The organism is Burkholderia sp. IMCC1007, from assembly GCF_027257875.1.
In the GTDB taxonomy this organism is placed as follows: domain Bacteria; phylum Pseudomonadota; class Gammaproteobacteria; order Burkholderiales; family Burkholderiaceae; genus Burkholderia.
This window is the reverse complement of record NZ_JAPVQY010000008.1, coordinates 127,561-150,600: the sequence shown is the minus strand read 5'-3', so window position 1 is coordinate 150,600 and position 23,040 is coordinate 127,561. Positions and strand designations below refer to the sequence as shown.

Sequence of the window (23,040 nt, the reverse complement as noted above, 5' to 3'; positions counted from 1 at the left end):
CGTTGAAGGTGCGGGGCAAAACCGATCATTCGTCATATGCGCACGACCTCGCTTTTTCGTATGACGTCGAAAGCCACACTGCAAATACGTCCAGTACGGTAAGTTGCTCGCCGGGGCGACGTGTCAAATAAATGCGGGTGGACGACGACCTCGGGCTACTGCCCCTGCGCGGTAATGACCTCTACGCCCTGCGGAGTCAAATGAAACGAATATGCCCGCCGATTGCCACCCACTGACGGTGCGGACGTCAGCAGTCCAATCGATGCCAGAAAGTCAGTATCGCGCTTCTGGCATTTCAGTTGCTCGCGGTTGCAACCGGGGGAGCGATACACGTGCTTGAGCAGTGCCATGTGCTCATCGCTCAATGACCTAGACGATTCCCAAGCAACAAGTCGATGATGGTGACAGTACCAAGTCTCCGAAGCAACGCGGTGATCCATCTGCTGCATCTCGATCGGATCGTAAAAGGTCAACATGCGGCGCTGCTTGCAACCAACGTTACTGCATTCTATGAAGATGTATCCCGTGCCATGCTCCTGCTCGCAGTCAATCCAACGCCGAAAAACCGACTCGGTGACTTGATAGCGCATCGCGCCAATTGCGACAGGATCCCGGAACCAGTCGGAAAGCCGGCGAAACGGTATGGCCACATACCGACCTCGATACCAAACGTCGACGGATCCGCTCAATAACGTCCGCTCGATCATTTCGAGATGCTCACGCGACAAGCCCTCATTTCCAGCTTCGCATAACTCAAGCATTTCCGAAACACCGGTGAGCCCGCCTACTACATCGCTGACCACCGACCGTACATCCGACAGTGTGCCGTCACCATACATAACTGCTCATTGCTCCATTCTTACTTGATGCCGATACTGGAGCAACGACCCTCCCCAGCCCTCGCGCCATTTAGCTAATTCACGGCGCGAAATGGGTCGTAAATGCCGTGGCCAGAGAGTCGATGATACCTCGACCATAGCATCATGGAAAGGGTATCGGGCCGAAGCGACACGGAGGCGCACCTCAAACGAGTGGGTGTGTCGATTCGTGCGCGCCGACTAGCGCTCGATATCTCGCAGGAATCGCTCGCTCACCTCGCGAACATCGACAGAAGCCATATGGGCAAAATTGAGCGTGGTGAACGAAACGTCACGTTACTCAATCTGATGAAAATCGCCGCCGCGTTGTCCTGCCGCCCATCCGACCTGCTGTCGGCCGCTGGGTTGTGATTACATTACCATCCACAAGCGGAAAGGGTTGTGCAACACAAATTACGTCCACACAATACTAGAACAACTCACGAGATTCAAATTGGCATGCGGCACGCCATAATTTTTCCGCTAACGGATGTCTCGATAATAGACACAACCAGTACATCGTCGAATCTTTGCTATTCCGAACGGGATACATCGTATCGCATACTTTCATACCCGCCGCCTCCACCAAGCGCGTCCAATGCCTGATGAACGCGTAACGCATCTCTCGTTTGGAACTTTGCTTCATAACAGCGTCTCGCCAACCCGGGGCAAAACCGTCCAATGACGACGCCTCCAACTCCAACCCGGAAGCAATATTCCGCTGAATATCACCGGTACTTAAGTGCACAACTATGTCGATCTTTGGCATCGACGCAAGTTTCTTGATAATAGAATAATGCAGATGTCCAGCATTGAAAGGATCCAGCATCGCAAAATGGAACCCGCTTCTTGCCAATTGCGGCATCACCCAGTCGACCGTCTCATGGGCTTGCCCAACCACCGATCTCACGGGCGCCCCCAGTACCGCCAGTCGGCTATCACAAGCGGCCAGGTATTCAGAATTCACATCTGCGACAAAAAAATCTGAGAATGCACCCCGCCGTTGCTGAGCGATTCGCCAAGCAGCGAGTGGGCCACCATCGAGAAAAATTTGCGTATGCTTGATTTTTACTCGCCCGGTTCCGGCAAATAAATCGATATAGGTTCGCTGACTCGTGAATTTCTGTCGTGCCGCCCAGCATGCATCAATGTAACGCTTGATAATTCGATGTTTTTCATCCGTTACCCAGCGCCCCACAACCATGCTCGGCAATCCATCGATGGGATCTAGCGCAAGTTTCTCTTCAGTTTTCACACTGTTCTCTCGTGTACATTGACGATAGTCATGGGCAACAAGGCGTTACCGAACGCTGTCGCATTCTGCATCGTGCCTGCATGCTTGTCCGTCGGTCAATGAACAATCTATTCGCATGCGTACAAATACGGAGCCGTAGAGCCCCTGTCACAAGAACGATCGTCCGATCGGCTGTCAGGCCATCGTTCTCTGCCGAATCAATGGCGAGTACAATCTTGTTCCAACTGAGGACAGGTTGCCAGCAATGGGAAAAGAAACTCGCATAGAATGGACACACCACACGTTCAACCCTTGGTGGGGATGTGTGAAGGTGTCGGCTGCGTGCGACAACTGTTACGCTGAAACGTGGGCTAAGCGTCTGGGGGAAGGCCTTTGGGGGCCTCACACGCCGCGTCGCTTCTTTGGCGAGGCCCACTGGAAAGAGCCGCTGAAGTGGGACAAGGAGGCTGAGCGTGAGAACACTCGCAAGCGCGTCTTCTGTGCGTCGATGGCGGACGTCTTCGAGAACAGGCCTGATTTGGTCGCAGCACGTCATAGGCTACTCGACCTCATCGCACAGACGCCTAATCTGGATTGGTTACTACTAACCAAGCGCATTCATCTCGTCCGCAAACAACTACCTAAAGGATACGAGTTCCCCAAGAACGTATGGCTTGGGACTACTGTTGAAGATCAGGCGACGGCAACAAAACGAATCAAACACTTGCTGGAGTTCTCATCACCTTCCGTACGATTTTTATCCTGCGAACCACTTTTGTCCGCAATTGACCTCTCCGAATACTTGGTCAGAAATGAGAAGGGAAATCGTGTTGACTGGGTGATCGCCGGCGGAGAGTCTGGACCGCACTCGCGCCCTATGGATCCGGCCTGGCCCTCTGCATTGCAGCGCCAGTGCACAAAAGCCAGAGTACCTTTCCATTTCAAGCAATGGGGGCACTGGGCACCGGTCGAGTATGTCTCCGACATATTGAAGAAAAGCACGCCGATTCATATCATCCGCAAGGACGGATCCGAAGTTTCGGTTGCGGCTATCGGCAAAGGCAAAGCGGGGCGGACACTGGCTGGCAAGCACTGGGATCAATTTCCGCACACTGCATCGTAGTCAATCAATCTGCTAGCGGGGTTTTGACTTGGCAAAGCGTCACTATGACTGGAGTAACGGTCCGGCAGAACTCGAATCACATAGTCTGACCAAGCACCAAGTTCTGGTCGACTACTTGATTCGTTATTTTCAGCAACGCCTACTGACTGCCCGCGGTCGCGACAGAATCAGAATGACGCTCGTCGACGGCTTCTGTGGCGGTGGACTCTACTATCTAGAGGGCACAAGTCAGCTCGTCGACGGCTCCCCTCTACGCATGCTGCAGGCCGTGGAAGAAGCATCGCGGATGATCAATCGGGAGCGCCCCAAAAAAATTCTGTTTGATATCCAGTACATCTTCATCGATAAGGACCCTAGAGCACTGAATCATCTACGCGATGTGCTGAAAGGGCGAGGCTACGATCGATCCATCGGAACAACGATCCACCTGCTACATGCGGACTTCGGCTCTACTGTTCGCGACGTACTCGCTGCTGTAGCCCGACATACGCCCCGGTCCGGGACAGTACTGTTCTTCCTGGATCAATACGGCTATACAGAAGTCCCTGCAACACTGATCCAGCAGATATTCGCAAGCGCTCGAGATGCAGAGATTATCTTGACGTTTCACGTTTCGTCATTTGCTACGTACACGAACGACGAACTGGCCCATAAGATCTCGTCCACGCTTCGAATCAATGTACTGAAGCACCTGGGAGGACGCTCCATTGAGGACATCAAGCGAGATGAGTCCGATTGGCGTCGCTTCATACAGGCAGCGCTATACGAAGCACTCGTTGATGAATGTGGCGCCGACTTCTTCACGCCGTTCTTCATCCGCGGCGCCGGTTCCGGGCATGGCGAATACTGGCTCGTCCATCTGTCACAACACCACCGCGCTCAAGATGTAATGAAGCAGGTTCATTGGCAGCATCACAACCACTTTCTGCACTACGGGGGGGCTGGCCTAAACATGCTAGCACCTCAAACGATGGGCTTCCTGCAGGAATTCGACGGCGGCTTCAAATTCGATGACGTCGCTCGCGCCAAGACGGACCACGAACTCGTCACCCAGCTGGCCAGCCGAATTTTCGACCAACCAAGTCCGAAGTCATTCGCAAGCCTGTTCGCTGAGACCTGCAATGGCACCCCCGCAACCGCATTGATGTACAAGAACGCTCTCGCCACCCTTATCGAAGAAGGAGACGTCACCGTGCACGCGATAGACGGAAAAACACGATATCGGGCACGCTACATTGCAGATACCGACATTGTGGACCGATCAAGGCAACTCCGCCTCCTTCTGCCCTCCCATCTCTGACTGACCATAGTCGCAACCAGCGCATCAGCGTGCTGAACCGAACACGACAATCGCGAACCCTATCTGCTAGTCGCCCGCGCACGGATTGAGCTTGTGGACGAAGGTGCGGATCGACATTGTGCGACCAGTCGAGGCCCCTTTTGCCCCCTATATCTGTTTTCGATCGTCAATGCGATCGCGACAGACGTAAGCCCGTTACCGTGACTGTCTTGCATCCGGTCATCAACAGTGTCCGCGTCGCATCCGTCGCTTGAAAGCCGCGACCGATTTGATTGGCGCCCCTGTTGGGATGAGCGAGTTTCGCACTGCCTTGCTTGCCTTGATGGCTTATGCCTGAACAACGGCTGTCCTGTAACTCAGACTCATAACATATAGATTTGCAGGACTATCGGATAGCTTCGACGCGAGCCGGAGACGGCGACTGCACAATCAGCTTCCCGGCGAGGAGCTTTTGCGTGAACGTGGTCTCGCCCAAGCCATTCGGCTCGGTGACCACCCAAACCTGCGGCCTCACAGTACGCGGTCCACGACCAGGAGGTCACGCTCGTTGAGCCTCATCAACTCACGCCGGCCATCGGGATACTGCCGGATGACGCGTCCAGGGAAAGCGTCATCCCCGACGTAGATCGGTCGTCCGGCATTCAGGTGATGGCGCGCAGCTTCGTCGCCTGCGTCTTCGATCTCGCGTTCAAACGCCTCAAAGAACCGACCTACATCGACCGGTTCATCGGTTTCCAGCATACGCACATCAAGCATGTAAATCTCCTGGTGGCGCACGGGTCGCCCGAGACACATCGTACCGTATCCGCAGTTGCGTTCGAGCGATTAGCTACCGGTGCTTTGCTTTTTGGTATGACAGCCCTCAGCTGCAGAAGAAGGTCTCGGCACGCGCGAGCAGCAAGGAAAGATCGGACACTTGTGTAGAGGCAAGCAATATATCTATATTTCCAGTATTATAAAATAATGGAAATCTGACCTGCTCCTGGAGGAACCATTGTCGATCCCCACACGCGAGATTGATGTCATCGTCATCGGTGGTGGCCAATCTGCACTGGCGACTGCGTACTTCCTGCGTCGCGCCGAAATCGACTACGTGGTGCTCGACGAACAGCCCGCTGCGGGCGGTGCATGGCGACATGGCTGGGATTCGTTGCATCTCTTCTCGCCGGCGCAGTGGAGTTCATTGCCCGGTTGGATGATGCCTGCGACAGCGGACGAGTATCCCCCACGAGACCATGTGGTCCGCTACCTCGCCGAGTACGAAAGGCGATATGCGATTCCTGTCCAACGCCCGGTTCGTGTGACTTCGGTGTCGTCGAACGCCAGCGGGCTTCTCGTCACCACCGACACGGGCACTTGGCAGGCGAAAGCCGTTGTGAGTGCAACCGGAACTTGGCGTAATCCGTTCGTCCCGGCATATCCGGGGCTGACCGACTACGACGGACTGCACCTTCACTCCGCGAACTACAGAAATCCCGCCAGCCTCGAGGGCAAGCGTGTTCTCGTGGTTGGCGGAGGAAATTCCGGCGCGCAAATTCTTGCCGAGCTGTCGCAGGTTTGTCATGCGACATGGGTTACGTTGGAAGAGCCAACCTTCCTGCCCGACGACGTTGACGGACGCGTGCTCTTCGAGCGAGCGACCGAGCGTTGGAAGGCCCATGTCGAGGGACGGCTGGATTCTGTGCCAGCAGGTGGTCTGGGCGATATCGTCATGGTACCGCCTGTCCGCGAGGCGCGGGAGCGAGGCGTTTTGACGTCAGTTCGGCCGTTCGCGCGATTCGTCCGCGATGGCGTCGTCTGGGCCGACGGGACACATTCTCAAGTCGATGCGGTGATCTGGTGTACGGGATTCAAACCTGCGTTGGAGCATCTGCAGTCGCTGAGCGTCGTGAATGCGGCGGGTAAAGTCGACGTCGCCGAGGGGCGCTCGATCGTCGAGCCTCGCCTGTGGATGGTGGGCTACGGCGAATGGTGCGGTTTCGCGTCGGCTACCCTCATCGGCGTGATGCGTAGCGCGCGATCGACTGCGACCCAAATCGATCAGTATCTTTCTTCTCTCACAGAGCAAACATCATGAGCGTCACGATCTATCACAACCCCGACTGCGGTACCTCGCGCAACACGCTCGCGATGATCCGTGGTGCAGGCATCGAGCCAACGGTCATCGAGTATCTGAAGACGCCTCCGACACGTGACAAGCTCGTCGAGCTGATCAAGCAGTCGGGTCTGAGCGTGCGTGACGTGGTGCGTCAGAAGGGCACGCCGTACGCGGAACTGGGTCTGGACAATCCGTCGATCACCGACGAGCAGCTGATTGATGCGATGCTGGAGCATCCGATTCTCATCAATCGACCGTTTGTGGTCACGGATCACGGTGTTCGTCTTTGCCGTCCTTCCGAAGTGGTCCTGGATATCCTGCCCGAAGCGCGCACGATTCCTTTCGTGAAAGAGGACGGCGAAGTTGTGGTCGATGAAGCCGGGAATCGTGTCCGCTGAGCGGACGACAGATTCCAAGAAGCGAGATCGATAAAACCGCATCGGCGCGCCTTCGATGCATGCCATCGTTGGCGCGCGGTCGTATCCACGTTTCTCGCATCGTCACTGTTTCGGCGCACCAGCAAGCACCCACGTGAGAACGACGTTGAGGTCCGCTTCGCTGATAGTCGGGTTCGGCGGCATGGCAACAGGCCCCCATACCCCGGCGCCACCGTTCTTCACCTTCTTCATCAGAATTGCCAATGCGTTCGCATTGCCCTTGTATTTCGCCGCGACGTCTTGGTAGGCCGGCCCGACCACTTTGTGGTCGACTGCGTGGCAACTGAAGCACATGTGGCTGCTGGCGATGCTCTGCGCTTTCGCAGCGTCGACGTCGGCCAGTGCATAGTTGCCAGACAGGGCGAGTAGTGAGGCGATGATGATTCGACGCATTGATGAGATCCTTGTGAAGAGTGCCGCCGGCTTCCAGCCAGCGGCAGGTCGGGGTCAGGTGAAACGGCGATCCTTGAAGCTGACGGTTCGTTTGTAGTCGTCCATGCTGCCTACCCGGCGCAGGTTGGCCCAGGTGCCTTTGTAGTACGGAATCACGTTGCGGTCCGTCCAGTCGGTCGTGACGTCACCCTGAATGCCGTTGACGTAGCCGAACAACATGAACGTCTGGTTCGGCTTGATGTCCTTGGCCGGATAAGCCATTGCGTAGGTTGCACCGAAGTCGTTGAACACCTCCACGATGTCCCCGGCCGCGATACCCAGCTCCTTCGCGTCATTGGGATTCAGTTCGATGTACGCCATCGGATAGCGCTGACGGACGAAATCGTTGTACTGGTCGTGGTACGCGGTCTGCCAGACTTCGTTGGCACGGCCGTTGTTGATCCAGAACCGGTACTTGTCCTTCTGCTGCTGGACGGTCTTCGGCAAACCATTCCACGGCGCTGGTTTGAACTGGGCCTTGCCGTCAGGCGTGTCGAATTTCGAATCGGTGTACAGCATCTCGGTACCCACGAGCTTCCCGTCGGTGTATGACTTCACCGGGAGCTGCACGCCGTTGTTTCCTGCCGCCCGCAGACGATCGTAGGTGACGAGGTTGCCGGTGGCGCCACCTTGGCTGTCGATCTTTCCGGCGCCGGGTTGGCCGACCTGCCTGAATCCGTCGTTGAATGCGTCTTCCTCGGTGCGCCAGTCGAATCCGCTGAAGCGGTTGGCCATCGTCGTGTTGCCATCGGCCTGGTACGCTGCCTTGAGCGCGTTTGCGATCCGAGCGGCAATGAGCGAATCGGCCATGGCGCTTCCAGGCGGGTCCATGAACCGTTGCGAAAGTCGCATCCGGCGCTCGCCGTTCATCGACGTGAGATTGACTTCCCCGGGGTGCGCCGCAGGCAGGATCAGGTGCGCTGCTTCTGCCAGTTTCGTCGGATAGAGGTTGACCGACGTCACGAAAAGGCCGCCCTTGCTCGTCGCATCGTAGATGACGTCGACCAGCTGCTCGTCAGTGGCGCCGCGAGCCTTGAGCATGGCGTCCTTCACGATCTGGGAGCGCCGCACAACCGCTTCGCGTAGGGCCTCAGCGTTGTTGCTGGTCTGGAAGTTGTTGCTTCCCCACCAGGTCATCATCCTGCCTTGGCCGTGGATGAGTTGCTGATCGATGTAGATCTTCTTGTCGCCAGGATAGGGTGGGCGCGTATAGCCTTCCTGGTGACCGCCCATCCGGACGACGCCGGTGCCCCGACGGCCCACGTTGTGCGTGGCTAGGACCAGGTCGACCAGCGCCGACTGGATCAGGTAGTTGTCGTTGCCCCAGATGATGCCTTTCTCGTACGCATGCATCGTGCGTGGCGGGTGGCCGGATGCCTTCGGCTTGTATGCCCACTCGGCCGCCTTGCGAAGCTTCTCCACCGGCACGCCGGTAATCTTGCTCACGTCGTCCAGCGACATTCGATTCGTCTTGACCGCTTCGTCGAACCCGTTGGTGTGCTGGCTGATGAAGTCACGGTCGATCCATCCTTGCTCGACGACATACGTGAACAGGCCGTTGAAGAGCGCGACATCCGTTCCCGGTTGAATATCCAGGTGAAGCACGTTGTCGGCCCCGGCGACTTGCTCGGCGATTGCGACGGTCGGCGTGCGTCGTGGGTCGACGAAGATGATCCGCGGCGTCGGCGTGGCTTCACCGGCAAATCGTTGCTTCTTCTTCTCGGCGGTCCCGCCTTGAAGGTTGGGTATCCAGTGATTCAGGAAGTAGTTCGTCTGCGTCTCGTATGCATTGTTGCCGATGGAGATGAGGACGTCTGCCAGCTCTGCATCCTCGTACGAGTTGTTCAGCTCGCCGATGCCCATCTCGCGTGTGGCATGGCATTCCGAGTTATACGCGGGCCGGTTGTGGATGCGCACCATCTGGGTCTGCAGCGCGGTGAACATCAGCTTGCCGGTTGCCCACGTGTTCTCGAATCCACCGCCGGCGCCGCCGTGGTCGAACGCCGAAAAGACGAGGCCGTTCGGTCCGTCTTTATCGAGGGTCTTCTTCGCCAGACCCGCGTAAATGCGCACGGCGTGATCCCAGTCGGTATCGACCCATTGATCGCCGATGTACAGGCGTGGATTGATGACGCGATCGCGGGTGATGCCGCTGGCGTTGTACATGTAGCTCGCCATCTTCCCGCCGCGCGTCGAACTCAGGCCGCTATTCACCACGCACTGTCGGTCCGGAACAATCATGATGCGGCGTCGACTTCCGTCGCGCTCGGTCACGACATTGGTCATCGCCGGTGTCAACGTGACCGTCATGGGCGGCAACTGCTTGGTGAAGTCGAGCCCGAGGGCATTTTGCGACGGGGCGCGGCCGCCTTCCTCGTTCTCGGGCCACTTGAACACGTGGTACCCGCAACCGACGATGCAGAAGTGGCAGGTCAAGTTGGTCCGCTCCGCGTTTGCCGGAGGTAGCGTGATCCGGTCGGTCTGGTTGTCCATGTCGTCCCCCTGGTTAGAGCACGTTGGCTTGACGACCGTACAGCATGCCGTCGATGCCGACTGCCGATATCCGCCCGGTCCTGTCGTCGTAGTTCAGTCGAATTCGCGGCAGGTTCTCGGTCGCCTGGCCGGCAATCATCTGGCCGGACTTCTCGGCATCGAACATGCTGTAGTGGCATCCGCATTTGAACGTATTCGTTCCAGCGTCGAACGCGACGGGACATCCCATGTGCGTACACATCATGCTGTACGCAACGATGTCGCGATTCGGTCCGACACCGCCAGGCGCCGACACGCCGAGCTTGACGGCGACGCACGGTGACGCTGCGTCGGGGTAGTTGAAAACGAACGGCGTGCCCTGCGTCAGCTGGCTCGCGTTCGCCACCGCTCGGGCGACATACGGCAACAGCGTGTGACTCGTCTCGGGAGCGGCCTTCGTGGCGACACCGGCTGCGCATGTGGGCTTGGCGATCACCGCTGCCGTTGCGGCGACACTCGTTCCGCTGATCTTCAGGAAGGTGCGCCGACTCAGTGTTTCTTTGGACATGCTTGCTCCTTGATAGGCGTTGGGGCAACCGTTACCATTTCAAGGAAATTGCAAGCTCCATGCCAATATGACCGAAATGCCGTGCCGTCTCGCGCTCAATGATTCGACGAAACTAGAATCGTCGATATAACGTTTCGAGTCGGTAACGGCTGAAGAGGACGGGGATATGTCTGGGTTACCGTTCAGTAACGGACGGCGAAAAGTGCTTCGCGCCGCAGGCGGCGGCTTGCTCGCGACGCTTGGACTTCCGCGTGCTGTCGATGCTGCAGTGCCGCGAAAAATCTTCTTCGGAACGACGCCGGTCTTTCTCGACAACCAGGTCCGCTTGCTCGTCGAATGGCGTGAACGGCTCGAGCGGCAATTGGGTGCCGAAGTTCATTTCGTCCAGCGTGGCAGTTACGGGGAGATCACCGAGTTGCTGCTCGCGGATCAACTGGATATTGCGTGGGTGTGCGGATATCCATACGTCACCCATGCGGATCGCATGAAATTGCTGGTGGTTCCCCAGTACCAGGGCAAGCCCCTTTACCGTTCCTATCTTCTGGTGCCGTCCTCGGATACGACGACGGAAAGCATCGCGAGTCTCGGCAAACGGGTGTTCGCGTACAGCGACCCACAGTCCAATTCCGGATACCTCGTGCCGAGGACAGAACTCATCCGGCACGACATCGACCCGCGCCGATTCTTCAGCAAAACGTTCTTTACCTTTGCGCACCGGAAGGTAGTGGAGGCCGTTGCATCGGGGCTGGCAGCGGCTGGAGAAATCGATGGCTACGTCTTCGATACGCTCGCCAAGCAGGTCCCGGATACGGTGGCCGGTGTGCGCGTCGCATGGCGGTCTCCGCTCTACGGATTTCCGCCGATCGTGGCACGCAGAAACCTCGACGCAGAAACTTTCGCGCGGCTGCAGACAGCCATGCTTGGGATGACGAACGACGTCGTTGGACGGGACCTGCTGAATCGCCTGAACATCGATCGCTTTGTCGTCGGCGAGGATGCGTTGTTCGACGACATTCGTACCCTGGTCCACTTATCCGACACGATGCCGGCGTGAGGCTAATCGTGTTCGAGGACATCAGTTACCGATACAAGATTCCAGTCGCGCTGACGTTGGCCATCGTGTTGACCGAGATGGCGGTGACCGCGGTCCTCATTTCATTTCTGCTTTCCGATGCCCGGAGCAACCTGGAAAGCGGGGCGCGCAATCTTGCCAACGTGACGGCACTCTCCGTTCGTGACTCCATGGTTCGCGACGATCTGTTTCGCGTCTTCGAGGTGCTGCGTGCCCCCGTTGCTGCGAAGGAGCCGTCCAGTCCCTTGAAGGAGCTAATCGTCTTCGATACGCATGGTCGCGTATATGCAGCGACCGACCCGCGTTCGTATGCGACCTTATCCGAATCGTGGCGCTTCGGTTACGACATCAACCATGCTGTCGAATCGTTGATGGCCAAACCACAAGGGTTCTATTTCAGCTTCCCGAGCGTACTGGGTGCCGACGATATCGTCGCCGCGCAGGCGTTGACTGCCGAGGATGGCAGCCCGCTCGGCTTCATCACGATCACCTACGACATACAGAAGCTGCGCGACAGCATAAACACGCTCGTCAAGCGGATCGTGTTGGTCAATATCGCAAGCCTGATCGTGTTGCTGCCGATCGGCTGGTGGTGGGGCAACCGCATGGCGAAGCCGTTGCACGTGCTCAGCGACGCGATGGCGCGCGTGCACAAGGATGACCCGGACACGTTGAAGCAGCAGGTCCCCGCACGTGGGCGCGACGAGATTGGCCGTTTGTCGATGAGCTTCCGCGAAATGCTCGATGATCTGGCCGTCAAACAGCAACTGGAGCGCGACATGGTCGTATCTGAGCGTCTGGCCGCTGTCGGACGTGTAGCCGCAGGCATCGCGCACGAAATCAACAATCCGCTCGGCGGGATGATCAATGCGGTCGACACGTTGGTGACGCACGGAAATCCTGATGGGCTGACGACCCGGACGCTTGCATTACTGAAGCGTGGGCTCGCGCAAATTCGATCGACGGTTGGCGCGCTGCTGTTTGAAGCGCGGCTCGATTCACCGGCGATGCGCGAAGCCGACTGGGATGATCTAAACATCCTCATCCAGCCGCAGCTCGCATCCAAGCAGGCCGCGCTCGATTGGTCCGTCCCGAGCGAGGACGTCCCGTTGCCGTCGCACCTCGTCAGGCAACTGGTGCTGAACCTGTTGCTGAATGCGATCAAGGCGACGGAGGTTGGCGGAACCGTGAAATGCCACGCGGCCGGCGATGTATCGGAGTTGCGCGTCACCGTGTGGAATTCGGGGGCGCATATTCCTGCCGACGTGGTCGACCAGCTTTTCGAGCCGTATTGGCCTAATCAGAAGACGCACGGTGTCCGCAGTTATGGGCTGGGTCTCTGGGTCAGTTATCAGATAGCAACCCAGCTCGACGGGACGATCTCGGTCAGCAGCATTCCGGGCGAGACGACCTTCGAGGTCGCGTTGCCAATCAAACGTGCAGGGAAGGACAATGAGTGAGACGTTGATCTGTCTGGTCGAAGACGATCCCATCATGGGGGAGTCGATCGTCGAGCGCTTCCGGCTGGAGGGCTTCGGTGTCGACTGGCACACGGATGCCGCGGCAGCGTACGAGGCGATTCCGCGGAAGGACTACGCCGTCATCGTGAGCGACGTGCGGCTGCCGGATTTTCCGGGTGACGAACTGTATTCCCGTCTCGCCTCGACGATGGCGAAGGTTCCGCCGTTCATGCTCGTGACCGCCTATGCTTCGATCGACAAGGCGGTCTCCATGCTCAAATCGGGCGTGGCGGACTACATCACGAAGCCGTTCGACATCTCCGAACTCGTCCAGAAGATACATGCGCTTTCGCTGTCGGCGATCCCTGATTCGGCGCTGCCGGCACATGGGCCGCTCGGTGTCTCGCCGGCAATGCGAAAGCTCGCGGAGCTTGTCCCCCGGATCGCGCGGAGAGCATCGTCCATTCTCATCAATGGCGAATCGGGGTCCGGCAAGGAAGTGCTGGCGCGGCACATCCACGACGTTGCGTCCGCCGGTCAAGACGAGCCGTTCATCGCTGTAAATTGCGGTGCGGTGCCTGAAGCGCTGATGGAGGCTGAGTTCTTTGGCCACGAGCGCGGTGCATTCACCGGTGCGGAGCGGCAGAAGCGAGGTTTCTTCGAATTGGCGCATGGCGGTACGTTGTTCCTGGACGAAATCGGCGAGCTACCGCTGGCGATGCAGGTCAAGCTGCTTCGCGTCCTTCAGGAAAAGCATGTCCGCCGCGTGGGTGCGGAGCGAGACGTCGCATGCAATTTCCGCCTGGTATGTGCGACACACCGAGACTTGAACCTGTTGGTCGAGGGCCGTACATTCCGGGAGGATCTGTTCTACCGTCTGAATGTCGTGACGCTGCGCGTACCGCCGCTACGGGAGCGGATCGAAGACATTCTCTGGATAGCGCGCAGGTTTCTGTCGGCCTATGCGGATGCGAATCACGAGTCTCCGAGAACGCTTCACCCTGCCACCGAGGCGGCGCTCGTGACGTTCAACTGGCCTGGGAATGTTCGGGAACTGCGCAATCGCCTTGAGCGAGCTTGCCTGATATCGAACGGGAAAGTCCTGATGCCCGCCGATGTATTCGGAGAGGATGGGGGTGATGTCGACGAGAGGCTCGAAGACGTTCCGACGCTTGCTGCCTATCTGGACCGATGCGAGACGCTGTATATCAGCAATGCCTTGGTTCAACACAACGGGCGGATTGCCGAAACCGCAGCCGCACTGGGCATCTCGAGGAAGAGCCTCTGGGAACGGATGCGCAGACATCGGATAACAACGCAGGAATCTGCGGGAGCCGGAAGCGATACGGCCGCCATTCTCAAAGAAGGCGGCCGTTGACGACAGGTGCTGCAGAAGGGGGCTGCTGATTCGGCTTGGCGCGAGAGGCCAAGCCGGGTTTCGGCGGAGCCCGATCTTCGAGGCTCAAGCGCGTTCGTACCAACCCTTCGACTGATTCACGATGCGCACGACCAGCAGCATCACCGGCACTTCAATCAGCACGCCGACAACGGTGGCCAGCGCCGCGCCGGAATGGAAGCCGAACAGGCTGATCGCGGCCGCGACGGCCAGCTCGAAGAAGTTGGATGCGCCGATTAGGGCCGACGGGCACGCGATGTTGTGCTTCTCGCCGACTGCGCGATTGAGCCAGTACGCAAGCGCGGAGTTGAAGAACACCTGGATCAGGATCGGTACCGCAAGCAGCGCGATCACGAGCGGCTGCTTCAGGATGGCTTCACCCTGGAACGCGAACAGCAGCACGAGCGTGGCGAGCAGTGCGGCGATCGACCAAGGACCGATCTTCGCCATCGCGGCGTCGAAGGCCGCCGGCCCCTTCGCGAGCAGCCGCTTGCGCAACACCTGCGCGATGATCACCGGAATGACGATGTAGAGCACGACCGACGTGAGCAGAGTTGCCCACGGAACGGTGATCGCGGACATACCGAGCAGCAGCCCGACCAACGGCGCGAACGCGACCACCATGATGCTGTCGTTCAGCGCGACCTGCGACAACGTGAACAGCGGATCGCCGCCCGTCAGCCGGCTCCACACGAACACCATTGCCGTGCAAGGCGCGGCGGCCAGCAGGATCAGGCCGGCGATGTAGCTGTCGAGCTGTTCTGCCGGCAGCATCGGAGCAAACAGGTGACGGATGAACAGCCAGCCGAGAAATGCCATCGAGAACGGCTTGACGAGCCAGTTCACGGCCAGCGTGACGCCGATGCCTTTCACGTGCTGACGCACTTCATGCAGCGCGCCGAAGTCGACCTTCACGAGCATTGGGATGATCATCACCCAGATCAGCAGCCCGACCGGAAGATTGACCTGTGCATACTCCATCCGGCCGATCTGCTGGAACAGGCCGGGTAGCAACTGACCGAGCGCGATGCCGGCGACGATGCACAGCGCCACCCAGACGGTCAGGTAGCGTTCGAAGAAGTTGATCGCGGGTTTCGCTGCAAGCTTTCCCGGCGGTGCGACGTTGGTGGTATTCATTGGGTTGTTCGATAAGGTGAAATCGTGCCTGACAGCGGTCGGCGGTCCCGAAATCAGGATTGCGAGATTCGATCCAGGGCAGCCTGCAGTTCACGGTTGTCGAGACGGTCAAGCGGCAGCGAGAGCAACTGCAGCATGCGATAGCCGATCGCTTGACGCGTGAGTTCGAATGCAAGCCGCTTGCCTTCGTCGCCGCCCAAAGCATTCGACGGATCGGCATAGCCCCAATGCACCTTCACGGGGCTGCCGGGCCAGTACGGGCACGTCTCCGCGGCCGCACTGTCGCACACGGTGATGACGACGCGCATTTGAGGCGCACCGTCGCCGACGAATTCATCCCAGCTCTTGCTGCGGTAGTCGCTCACGTCGACGCCGGCGTTCGTCAGCGCTTCCAGCGCGAACGGATTGAGACGACCGCTCGGCGCGCTGCCTGCGCTGTACGCACGCACGTCCTTGTCGAGCTTCACGGCCCAGTGATTGAGCATCCCTTCGGACAGCACGCTGCGCGCGGAGTTGTGGGTGCAGAGAATCAATACGTTCGTAGTCATGTTCCGGGACTTCACTGTTGGCCAATATCACGCACGGTTTTCAGAAGTGCGACGTTATCGAGTTTGGCGATCGGCACCGACAGTAGCAGGTCAATGCGACGTTTCAGTACGAGCGCCACTTCATGCATTGCCTGCTGCTTCCGCTCATCCGAACCTTCCACTTCGGCCGGATCGGGGACGCCCCAATGCGCGGTCATCGGCTGACCGGGCCAGATCGGGCAGACCTCGCCTGCGGCCTTGTCGCAGACGGTGAAGACGAAATCGAGTTCCGGTGCGCCAGGTGCTGCGAACTCGTCCCAGCTCTTGCTCCGATACCCTTCGGTCGGGAGGTGCCAGCGCGCCAGCTCGCGGATCGCGAACGGGTTCACTTCGCCTTTCGGATGGCTACCTGCAGAATAGGCAACGAATCGCCCATCGCCCAGTTGATTCATCAGGGCTTCGGACAGGATCGAGCGGGCGGAATTGCCCGTACAGATGAACAGCACGTTGTAGCGCTTGTCGGTCATGGTCGAACCTCAGCAGCAGGAAGATGATTTCACTGGCACCCCGATCGGTTTGCCACGTGAGGGAGAACAACAGGCAGAAGCGTTGGCCTCCGGCTGGGGAGCCGGTACGACCCGAGATTCGCCGAAAGTCGGAATTTCACCGAGCGTCTGGTACGTCTCCCACGCGATGCCTTGCGGATCGACCGTCCAGTACTTGTCGGATTGCGCGTAACAGCACGCTGTCCCGATTTGCTCGTCGACGGGAAGCGCCGCGTCGTTCAGGCGTGTATGCATCTCGGCGAGCTCGGCTTCGTTTTCGACTTGCACACCAAGGTGATCGAGCCCGAGTTCCGCACCTCGTTGGGAGATTGCGAAATTGACACGTGGATCGTCGAGCATCCACTTCGCGTAGTCGGTTTTCTCGACGGTGGGCTGGCTGGCGAACAGTGCCGAGTAAAAGCGGATGCTGGCCGCGAGATCGTCGACCGACAGGTGAATATGTAGGCGTTTCACGACGCGTTCTCCTTCGAAAGGTTGCAACTGCCGGCGCTGATAGGCGTGCACGGGTTGCCGCCACAACAGTTCTCCGTCAGATAGACCATCAGGTCATTCATGGTCGTGTAGTTGGCGGAATAGATCATGTAGCGCCCGTGCTGCTCGACAGTGGCGAGGCTGGCGTGGGTCAGCTCCTTCATGTGGAAAGACAGAGACGACGGGGCGATACCCAGTCGCTCGGCTATCTGCCCCGCGGACAACCCGCCCGGGCCGGCTTCGACAAGAAGGCGAAAGACCGAGAGCCGGGATTCCTGGGCCAGGGCGCCAAGGGCGCGGATGACAGAATTCGTTTCCATATTTCCATAGTAATCGAAGTATCGAAGATTGCAAAGTTGAATTTGGGACCGGCGCCTGGTGGTGGACGCCATGCCGTTGAGCTGTTCAAGACCCGATTCCAGGTGTCACACAAATTTCATGAGGGCCGGTTCCTGTCACCGGAATGTCACGAACTATACTTAGCATCCCGACAGTCGTAACGTATCTAGTTTTATGGAAATGATGCTTACTTACTGAGGATGACCAAGATGAACAAGCGGTTCGTGCAACGTCTGGCGGGTGTGGTCGTGACCGCAACCTTTGCGGTTGCCGCCCATGCTGCGGAAATCACCGGTGCCGGCTCGACCTTCGTGTATCCCATTCTGTCGAAGTGGTCTTCGGACTACAACCAGGCGTCGGGCACGAAGGTCAACTACCAGTCGATCGGTTCGGGTGGCGGGATCGCCCAAATCAAGGCGGCCACCGTCGACTTCGGGGCGACCGATATGCCGATGTCCGTGGAAGACCTGAAAGCGAAGTCGATGGGGCAATTCCCGTCGGTGGTCGGCGGCGTCGTGCCGGTCGTCAATATCGACGGCGTCGCTCCTGGCAAGATCCACTTCACTGGTCCGGTCCTCGCCGACATCTATCTCGGCAAGATCAAGAAGTGGAGCGACCCGGCGATCACGAAGATCAACCCCGGGCTGAAGCTGCCGGACGCCAACATCACGGTCGTGCACCGTTCTGATGGTTCGGGCACCACGTTCAACTGGGTCAACTATCTGTCGAAGGTCAGCCCTGACTGGAAGAGCAAGGTCGGTGAAGGCACGTCCGTCGCGTGGCCGACGGGCGTCGGCGGCAAGGGCAACGAAGGCGTCGCGGCTTACGTGAACCGCCTGAAGAATTCCATCGGCTACGTCGAATACGCGTATGTGCTGCAGAACAAGATGACGTACGGCTCGGTGCAGAACAAGGCCGGCAAGTTTGTCGAACCAAATGCGAAGTCGTTCCAGGCTGCGGCAGCGACCGCCGACTGGACGAAGGCGCAGGATTTCGATCTTGTGATGACCGACGCGGCAGGCCCGGATGCGTATCCGGTGACGGCGACGACGTTCATCGTCATGTACAAGCAGCCGAAGAACCCGGCGCAATCGAAGGCGACGATCGACTTCTTCCGCTGGGCGCTCGAAAAGGGCCAGCAGCAGGCTGAATCGCTCGACTATGTGCCGCTGCCGCCGGCGCTCGTCAAGCAGATCGAGACGTACTGGTCGACCAACTTCAAGTTCTGATGCTCCTGTAACCCGTGGCAGCGCGACGCGCGTGGCGCGCGCTGCCGGCAAAGGAAATGGCGATGCCTACCACCGCTGAAGATATAAGCACCGGGTTACCGGCTGAACGCCGCAAGGGCACCGTGCTCGGAACCGAGCTGACGTTCCGTACCCGGAAACGGTGGCTGCCGGACGCTGCGGCCGATCGAATGTTCTGGTTCGCTGCGCTGTGCGCGGCATTGTTTGTTCTCGTTCTGCTTTCGGGTGCGGCGCTGTCGATGCTGTGGGGCGGCCGCCTGGCATTCCAGACGTTTGGCTGGCGTTTCCTCATCAGTACCGACTGGGATGCCGTCGCGCACAAGTTCGGCGCGCTCATTCCCATTTACGGGACGCTGGTGAGTTCCTTGCTCGCGCTGCTCATCGCCGTTCCGATCAGCTTTGGCATCGCGATGTTCCTCACGGAGATTGCGCCACGCTGGATGAAGGGCCCGGTCAGCACGGCGATCGAGCTGCTGGCCGCGATTCCCAGCATCATCTACGGCATGTGGGGCCTGTTCGTGTTCGCGCCTGTCCTGGCCGATCATGTCGAGCCCTGGCTGATCAACACACTAGGCAACGCATGGCTGATCGGCCCGCTCTTTACCGGGGCTCCAATCGGCCTCGGCATGCTGCCCGCCGGTTTGATTCTCGGCATCATGATCATCCCGTTCATCACCGCGGTCATGCGCGATGTCTTTTCCGCCACGCCGCAGATGCTGAAAGAGTCGGCGTTCGCGCTCGGTGCGACGCGTTGGGAAGTGATCCGGAAGGTCGTGCTTCCCTACACGCGCTCGGCGGTCATCGGCGCCATCTTCCTCGGCCTCGGCCGGGCGCTCGGCGAGACGATGGCGGTGACGTTCGTGCTGGGCAACGCGCACGATCTGAGCGTGTCGTTGCTGGACCCCAGCAACTCGATCGCCGCCACGCTGGCGAACGAGTTCACCGAGGCCGATTCGCCGATCTATCTGTCATCGCTCATTGCGCTGGGCTTCGTTCTGTTCGTGGTCACGTTTATCGTCCTGGCGTTCGCGAAGCTGTTGCTGCTCCGCCTGAAGCGCATGGAAGGAGCCAAGTGATGGAAACAACCTTCGACATGAAGAAGTTCCGGCGACGCCGGATGACGAACAATGTCGTCTTCGTCTTGTCCGTGCTGTCGACGCTCTTCGGGCTGTTCTGGCTCTTCTGGATTCTCGCGACGACGGTGATACACGGCTTCAGCGCACTCGGGCCGAGTCTCTTCACGCAGATGACTCCGCCGCCAGGAGAACAAGGCGGCTTGCTGAATGCGCTGTACGGCAGTTTCCTGATGATCGGCATCGCGGCCGTCATCGGCGTGCCGCTCGGTTTGATGGCGGGAATCTACCTTGCCGAGTATGCGCGCAGCACGCGCTTGGGCGGCATCGTTCGATTCGTCAACGACATCCTGCTGAGTGCGCCGTCAATCGTGATCGGCCTCTTCACGTACGAACTCATCGTGCGTCAAGTCGGGCATTTTTCCGGGTGGGCCGGTGCGGTCGCGCTTGCCATCATCATGCTGCCGGTCGTCATTCGAACCACGGATGAAATGCTTCAGCTGATCCCCGATAGCATGCGCGAAGCGGCGCTGTCGCTCGGTATCCCGCGCTGGAAGATCAGCTCCCGCATCCTGTTGAAGGCGGCGAGCGCCGGTATCGTCACTGGTGCGTTGCTCGCGGTCGCGCGGATCAGCGGTGAGACTGCGCCGCTGCTCTTTACCGCGTTGAACAACCAGTACTGGTCGACGACGCCGAACGGCCCGCTCGCCAATATTCCGGTCGTCATCTTCCAATTTGCGATGAGCCCGTACGAGGCATGGCATTCGCTGGCCTGGGCCGGTGCCTTCCTGATGACGGTCTTTGTGCTCGCGTTGGCCATCCTGTCCCGCACCTTCTTCAATCGCGCTCATGCCTCCCGTTAAGATGCCATCTGCCAGGACGAATCAAGCGCGCATCAGCGTGCGCGGACTGAACTTTCACTACGGCCGCCGTCAGGCCCTGTTCGACGTCGACGTGGACTTCCCCGACCGCGAAGTGACCGCCATCATCGGTTCGTCGGGCTGCGGCAAGTCGACCTTGTTGCGCGTGTTGAACCGGATGTATTCGATCTATCCGGATCAAACCGCGACGGGGCGTGTGGAGATGGACGGCAAGAACATCCTCGATCCGCACTTCAAGCTCAACGAGCTGCGACTGAAGGTTGGGATGGTCTTCCAGAAGCCCACGCCGTTCTCGATGTCCATCTACGACAACATCGCGCTGGCGATCAATCACCACGAAGCGCTGACTCGCAGCGAGCTAGACGAGCGTGTCGAGTTTGCGCTGCGACAGGCCGCGCTTTGGGATGAGGTGAAGGACAAGCTCAACCAGAGTGCGCATGCGTTGTCGGGCGGGCAGCAGCAACGCTTGTGCATTGCGCGCGCGCTCGCGATCGACCCGGAAGTGCTTTTGCTGGACGAGCCGACGTCGGCACTGGACCCTGTCGCGACGGGAAAAATCGAAGAGTTGCTGGAGACGTTGCGAAAGCACTATACGGTCGTCATCGTCACCCACAACATGCAGCAAGCCGCACGCGTTTCGGAGCACACCGCGTTCATGCATCTGGGCAAGCTCGTCGAGTTCGGCTCGACCGAGCAGGTTTTCACCAAGCCGACGCAAAAGGCGACCGAGGATTACATCACCGGCCGATTCGGTTAGGAGCGAGCATGACCGACAAGCATCTCTCGAGTCAGTTTGATGCCGACCTCGCACTGGTTTCGACCCGGTTGTTGGAAATGGGTGGCCTGGTCGAGTTGCAGATCGCGCGTGCGATGCAGGCGTTGGCGACTTTCGACCTCGATATCGTCGAGAAGGTGATCGCGGACGAGCGCCGGTTGAATGCGATGGAGATCGCGATCGACGAGGAGCTGAGCAACATCATCGCGCGTCGTCAGCCAGCCGCACGCGACCTTCGATTGTTGATGGCGACGTCGAAAACCGTGACCAACCTCGAGCGTGCTGGCGACGAGGCGCGGAAGATTGCGAAGCGGGTCCGGCGGATCGCGGTGGACATCTCGGCGAGAAGCATCAACGTTGCTGAAATCAAGTTGTCGGGGGAGATGGCGACGCACATTCTGCGTCGAGCGCTCGACGCGTTCGCGAGGCTGGATATCGTTTCGGCTACCCAGATCGTTCGCGACGACCACGCGATCGACGAGCAATTCCGGGCATTCGTGCGCAAGCTGGCGACGTACATGATGGAAGATCCTCGGAGCATTTCGGTCGGACTCGACTACCTGTTTATCGCGAAGGCCATCGAGCGCATCGGTGACCATGCGACGAACATTGCGGAGTTCATCATCTACGTCGCGAAAGGTACGGATGTACGTCACCTGTCGCCTGCGGAGCTTGAACGCCGGGCATTGGACGAAAACGAATAAAGGAAAACCATGCCGATCAACGTGATGATTGTTGAAGATGAGCCGGCGGTCGTCGACTTGCTGGCCGTGAACCTGAAACACGCCGGGATGCATCCGCTCGAAGCGCGCGACGCGTCGGTCGCACGTTCGCTGATAGCCGAGGTGCTTCCTGACTTGATCGTGCTGGACTGGATGTTGCCGGGCATGTCCGGACTTCAATTCCTGCGACAGCTACGCGCCGATTCACGGACGCGCGATGTACCGGTTGTCATGTTGACCGCACGCGATGAGGAGCGTGACAGGATTGATGGTCTGGAGGCCGGCGCGGATGACTACCTCGCGAAGCCGTTTTCACCGAAGGAACTCGTGGCACGGATCAAGGCGGTACTGCGGCGTAGCTCTCCGCAGCTTACTGACGATCCCGTCACGGTTGGCAAACTGACACTTGATCCGGGGCGTCACCTTGTGTTTGCGAAAGAGAACGGACGTGAGGTGCACGTACGTCTCGGGCCGCTGGAATTCAAGGTCCTGCACTTTTTCATGGTGCACCCGGAACGCGTACATAGCCGTTCTACGGTACTCGATCGCGTGTGGGGCGACCATGTATTCATCGAGGAGCGGACGATCGATGTGCATGTGAAGCGGTTGAGGGAGGCGCTGAAGCCGCTCGGATGTGACGCCATTATCGAAACCGTTCGGGGTAGCGGATATCGGCTGGCGCAGCCGGGGCCGAACGCACGGCTCGGCGTGGCAGCCTGAGATGCACGAAATTGCGTCTGGGAACGTGGCCTGCACAGGGGAAATCGTTGGTAGTTCTGCCAACGAGCCCCCTTGTCGCGCTGCTGACATCTCAATAGCGTTAGAATCGTCGGTTATTCTTGACGACTTTCGC

The 23,040-nt window shown here is 59.0% G+C and carries 25 protein-coding genes; 14 read left to right on the top strand and 11 right to left on the bottom strand.

Annotation, left to right across the window (positions count from 1 at the left end):
* Positions 1-155 precede the first annotated feature (155 nt).
* On the bottom strand, positions 156-839 hold the full coding sequence (locus O1Q03_RS10745) for a hypothetical protein (protein ID WP_269503291.1): 684 nt from the start codon (positions 837-839) through the stop codon (positions 156-158).
* A 144-nt stretch (positions 840-983) separates the two neighbouring features.
* On the opposite strand from O1Q03_RS10745, the gene O1Q03_RS10740 reads away from it, so the two are divergent.
* Positions 984-1,229, top strand: a complete 246-nt coding sequence (locus tag O1Q03_RS10740; protein ID WP_269503289.1) for a helix-turn-helix domain-containing protein — start codon at positions 984-986, stop codon at positions 1,227-1,229.
* A gap of 58 nt (positions 1,230-1,287) precedes the next feature.
* On the opposite strand, the gene O1Q03_RS10735 is transcribed toward O1Q03_RS10740, so the two are convergent.
* A complete protein-coding gene (locus O1Q03_RS10735; protein ID WP_269503288.1) occupies positions 1,288-2,112 on the bottom strand; it encodes a three-Cys-motif partner protein TcmP in 825 nt (274 codons plus the stop codon).
* 244 nt (positions 2,113-2,356) lie between these two features.
* Between O1Q03_RS10735 and O1Q03_RS10730 the strand changes: the two genes are divergently transcribed.
* Both O1Q03_RS10730 and O1Q03_RS10725 read left to right on the top strand, forming a co-directional pair.
* Positions 2,357-3,214, top strand: coding sequence for a DUF5131 family protein (locus O1Q03_RS10730; RefSeq protein WP_269503287.1), 858 nt, complete (start codon positions 2,357-2,359; stop codon positions 3,212-3,214).
* 28 nt (positions 3,215-3,242) lie between these two features.
* On the top strand, positions 3,243-4,514 hold the full coding sequence (locus tag O1Q03_RS10725) for a three-Cys-motif partner protein TcmP (RefSeq protein WP_269503285.1): 1,272 nt from the start codon (positions 3,243-3,245) through the stop codon (positions 4,512-4,514).
* Positions 4,515-5,024: 510 nt separating this feature from the next.
* On the opposite strand, the gene O1Q03_RS10720 is transcribed toward O1Q03_RS10725, so the two are convergent.
* On the bottom strand, positions 5,025-5,270 hold the full coding sequence (locus O1Q03_RS10720) for a hypothetical protein (protein WP_269503284.1): 246 nt from the start codon (positions 5,268-5,270) through the stop codon (positions 5,025-5,027).
* A gap of 244 nt (positions 5,271-5,514) precedes the next feature.
* Between O1Q03_RS10720 and O1Q03_RS10715 the strand changes: the two genes are divergently transcribed.
* Together O1Q03_RS10715 and arsC are read left to right on the top strand one after the other, a co-directional pair.
* The gene (locus O1Q03_RS10715) at positions 5,515-6,591 is read left to right on the top strand and encodes an ArsO family NAD(P)H-dependent flavin-containing monooxygenase (protein ID WP_269503422.1); all 1,077 of its coding nucleotides are present in this window, start codon (positions 5,515-5,517) and stop codon (positions 6,589-6,591) included.
* Positions 6,588-7,010 carry an arsenate reductase (glutaredoxin) gene (gene arsC, locus O1Q03_RS10710; RefSeq protein WP_269503283.1) on the top strand — a complete coding sequence of 141 codons (423 nt, stop codon included), beginning with the start codon at positions 6,588-6,590 and terminating at the stop codon, positions 7,008-7,010. The genes O1Q03_RS10715 and arsC overlap by 4 nt, the downstream gene beginning before the upstream one ends.
* Before the next feature lie 102 nt (positions 7,011-7,112).
* On the opposite strand, the gene O1Q03_RS10705 is transcribed toward arsC, so the two are convergent.
* Genes O1Q03_RS10705 through O1Q03_RS10695 form a run of 3 tightly spaced genes read right to left on the bottom strand, consistent with a single transcriptional unit; the run spans position 7,113 to position 10,521 of the window.
* Positions 7,113-7,442, bottom strand: a complete 330-nt coding sequence (locus tag O1Q03_RS10705; protein ID WP_269503282.1) for a c-type cytochrome — start codon at positions 7,440-7,442, stop codon at positions 7,113-7,115.
* A 54-nt stretch (positions 7,443-7,496) separates the two neighbouring features.
* Positions 7,497-9,974 (bottom strand): arsenate reductase (azurin) large subunit, encoded by a 2,478-nt coding sequence (locus O1Q03_RS10700; RefSeq protein WP_269503281.1) that lies wholly within the window; start codon positions 9,972-9,974, stop codon positions 7,497-7,499.
* Positions 9,975-9,987: 13 nt separating this feature from the next.
* The gene (locus O1Q03_RS10695) at positions 9,988-10,521 is read right to left on the bottom strand and encodes an arsenate reductase (azurin) small subunit (protein ID WP_060343054.1); all 534 of its coding nucleotides are present in this window, start codon (positions 10,519-10,521) and stop codon (positions 9,988-9,990) included.
* Between the two features lie 166 nt (positions 10,522-10,687).
* On the opposite strand from O1Q03_RS10695, the gene O1Q03_RS10690 reads away from it, so the two are divergent.
* From O1Q03_RS10690 to O1Q03_RS10680, 3 genes are read left to right on the top strand one after another with little or no spacing between them, the layout of a single operon-like run.
* Complete coding sequence (locus tag O1Q03_RS10690; protein WP_081082867.1) at positions 10,688-11,575, top strand: substrate-binding domain-containing protein; 888 nt, start codon at positions 10,688-10,690, stop codon at positions 11,573-11,575.
* Between the two features lie 8 nt (positions 11,576-11,583).
* Complete coding sequence (locus O1Q03_RS10685; RefSeq protein WP_269503280.1) at positions 11,584-13,053, top strand: sensor histidine kinase; 1,470 nt, start codon at positions 11,584-11,586, stop codon at positions 13,051-13,053.
* Positions 13,046-14,431: a sigma-54-dependent transcriptional regulator gene (locus tag O1Q03_RS10680; protein WP_269503279.1), complete on the top strand. Its 1,386-nt coding sequence runs from the start codon at positions 13,046-13,048 to the stop codon at positions 14,429-14,431. The genes O1Q03_RS10685 and O1Q03_RS10680 overlap by 8 nt, the downstream gene beginning before the upstream one ends.
* A gap of 84 nt (positions 14,432-14,515) precedes the next feature.
* Here the strand turns inward: O1Q03_RS10680 and arsB are convergent, their stop codons facing one another.
* Genes arsB through O1Q03_RS10655 form a run of 5 tightly spaced genes read right to left on the bottom strand, consistent with a single transcriptional unit; the run spans position 14,516 to position 17,470 of the window.
* Entirely contained in the window at positions 14,516-15,586 is a 1,071-nt protein-coding gene (arsB, locus tag O1Q03_RS10675) for an ACR3 family arsenite efflux transporter (protein WP_060343050.1), read from the bottom strand.
* A 53-nt stretch (positions 15,587-15,639) separates the two neighbouring features.
* A complete protein-coding gene (locus O1Q03_RS10670) occupies positions 15,640-16,134 on the bottom strand; it encodes an arsenate reductase ArsC (protein ID WP_269503278.1) in 495 nt (164 codons plus the stop codon).
* An 11-nt stretch (positions 16,135-16,145) separates the two neighbouring features.
* Complete coding sequence (locus O1Q03_RS10665) at positions 16,146-16,640, bottom strand: arsenate reductase ArsC (RefSeq protein ID WP_198110746.1); 495 nt, start codon at positions 16,638-16,640, stop codon at positions 16,146-16,148.
* Between the two features lie 9 nt (positions 16,641-16,649).
* On the bottom strand, positions 16,650-17,132 hold the full coding sequence (locus O1Q03_RS10660; RefSeq protein WP_269503277.1) for an ArsI/CadI family heavy metal resistance metalloenzyme: 483 nt from the start codon (positions 17,130-17,132) through the stop codon (positions 16,650-16,652).
* Complete coding sequence (locus O1Q03_RS10655) at positions 17,129-17,470, bottom strand: ArsR/SmtB family transcription factor (RefSeq protein WP_269503276.1); 342 nt, start codon at positions 17,468-17,470, stop codon at positions 17,129-17,131. The genes O1Q03_RS10660 and O1Q03_RS10655 overlap by 4 nt, the downstream gene beginning before the upstream one ends.
* Positions 17,471-17,698: 228 nt before the next feature.
* On the opposite strand from O1Q03_RS10655, the gene pstS reads away from it, so the two are divergent.
* From pstS to phoB, 6 genes are all read left to right on the top strand, one after another.
* The gene (gene pstS / locus O1Q03_RS10650) at positions 17,699-18,718 is read left to right on the top strand and encodes a phosphate ABC transporter substrate-binding protein PstS (protein ID WP_198110744.1); all 1,020 of its coding nucleotides are present in this window, start codon (positions 17,699-17,701) and stop codon (positions 18,716-18,718) included.
* Between the two features lie 62 nt (positions 18,719-18,780).
* On the top strand, positions 18,781-19,812 hold the full coding sequence (pstC, locus tag O1Q03_RS10645) for a phosphate ABC transporter permease subunit PstC (RefSeq protein WP_196491111.1): 1,032 nt from the start codon (positions 18,781-18,783) through the stop codon (positions 19,810-19,812).
* Positions 19,812-20,672 (top strand): phosphate ABC transporter permease PstA, encoded by an 861-nt coding sequence (pstA, locus tag O1Q03_RS10640; RefSeq protein WP_198110742.1) that lies wholly within the window; start codon positions 19,812-19,814, stop codon positions 20,670-20,672. The genes pstC and pstA overlap by 1 nt, the downstream gene beginning before the upstream one ends.
* The gene (gene pstB, locus O1Q03_RS10635; protein WP_269503274.1) at positions 20,659-21,447 is read left to right on the top strand and encodes a phosphate ABC transporter ATP-binding protein PstB; all 789 of its coding nucleotides are present in this window, start codon (positions 20,659-20,661) and stop codon (positions 21,445-21,447) included. The genes pstA and pstB overlap by 14 nt, the downstream gene beginning before the upstream one ends.
* A gap of 8 nt (positions 21,448-21,455) precedes the next feature.
* Positions 21,456-22,169: a phosphate signaling complex protein PhoU gene (gene phoU / locus O1Q03_RS10630; RefSeq protein WP_269503273.1), complete on the top strand. Its 714-nt coding sequence runs from the start codon at positions 21,456-21,458 to the stop codon at positions 22,167-22,169.
* 9 nt (positions 22,170-22,178) lie between these two features.
* Positions 22,179-22,907 carry a phosphate regulon transcriptional regulator PhoB gene (gene phoB, locus O1Q03_RS10625; RefSeq protein ID WP_269503271.1) on the top strand — a complete coding sequence of 243 codons (729 nt, stop codon included), beginning with the start codon at positions 22,179-22,181 and terminating at the stop codon, positions 22,905-22,907.
* Positions 22,908-23,040 lie beyond the last annotated feature (133 nt).

Excerpts from the sequence above, each read along its gene's own strand:
- O1Q03_RS10745 (WP_269503291.1), bottom strand. The coding sequence starts at position 839 with ATGTATGGTGACGGCACACTGTCGGATGTACGGTCGGTGGTCAGCGAT.
- O1Q03_RS10740 (WP_269503289.1), top strand. The coding sequence starts at position 984 with ATGGAAAGGGTATCGGGCCGAAGCGACACGGAGGCGCACCTCAAACGA.
- O1Q03_RS10730 (WP_269503287.1), top strand. The coding sequence starts at position 2,357 with ATGGGAAAAGAAACTCGCATAGAATGGACACACCACACGTTCAACCCT.
- O1Q03_RS10720 (WP_269503284.1), bottom strand. The coding sequence starts at position 5,270 with ATGCTTGATGTGCGTATGCTGGAAACCGATGAACCGGTCGATGTAGGT.
- arsC (WP_269503283.1), top strand. The coding sequence starts at position 6,588 with ATGAGCGTCACGATCTATCACAACCCCGACTGCGGTACCTCGCGCAAC.
- O1Q03_RS10705 (WP_269503282.1), bottom strand. The coding sequence starts at position 7,442 with ATGCGTCGAATCATCATCGCCTCACTACTCGCCCTGTCTGGCAACTAT.
- O1Q03_RS10700 (WP_269503281.1), bottom strand. The coding sequence starts at position 9,974 with ATGGACAACCAGACCGACCGGATCACGCTACCTCCGGCAAACGCGGAG.
- O1Q03_RS10695 (WP_060343054.1), bottom strand. The coding sequence starts at position 10,521 with ATGTCCAAAGAAACACTGAGTCGGCGCACCTTCCTGAAGATCAGCGGA.
- O1Q03_RS10690 (WP_081082867.1), top strand. The coding sequence starts at position 10,688 with ATGTCTGGGTTACCGTTCAGTAACGGACGGCGAAAAGTGCTTCGCGCC.
- O1Q03_RS10680 (WP_269503279.1), top strand. The coding sequence starts at position 13,046 with ATGAGTGAGACGTTGATCTGTCTGGTCGAAGACGATCCCATCATGGGG.
- arsB (WP_060343050.1), bottom strand. The coding sequence starts at position 15,586 with ATGAATACCACCAACGTCGCACCGCCGGGAAAGCTTGCAGCGAAACCC.
- O1Q03_RS10670 (WP_269503278.1), bottom strand. The coding sequence starts at position 16,134 with ATGACTACGAACGTATTGATTCTCTGCACCCACAACTCCGCGCGCAGC.
- O1Q03_RS10665 (WP_198110746.1), bottom strand. The coding sequence starts at position 16,640 with ATGACCGACAAGCGCTACAACGTGCTGTTCATCTGTACGGGCAATTCC.
- O1Q03_RS10655 (WP_269503276.1), bottom strand. The coding sequence starts at position 17,470 with ATGGAAACGAATTCTGTCATCCGCGCCCTTGGCGCCCTGGCCCAGGAA.
- pstS (WP_198110744.1), top strand. The coding sequence starts at position 17,699 with ATGAACAAGCGGTTCGTGCAACGTCTGGCGGGTGTGGTCGTGACCGCA.
- pstC (WP_196491111.1), top strand. The coding sequence starts at position 18,781 with ATGCCTACCACCGCTGAAGATATAAGCACCGGGTTACCGGCTGAACGC.
- pstA (WP_198110742.1), top strand. The coding sequence starts at position 19,812 with ATGGAAACAACCTTCGACATGAAGAAGTTCCGGCGACGCCGGATGACG.
- pstB (WP_269503274.1), top strand. The coding sequence starts at position 20,659 with ATGCCTCCCGTTAAGATGCCATCTGCCAGGACGAATCAAGCGCGCATC.
- phoU (WP_269503273.1), top strand. The coding sequence starts at position 21,456 with ATGACCGACAAGCATCTCTCGAGTCAGTTTGATGCCGACCTCGCACTG.
- phoB (WP_269503271.1), top strand. The coding sequence starts at position 22,179 with ATGCCGATCAACGTGATGATTGTTGAAGATGAGCCGGCGGTCGTCGAC.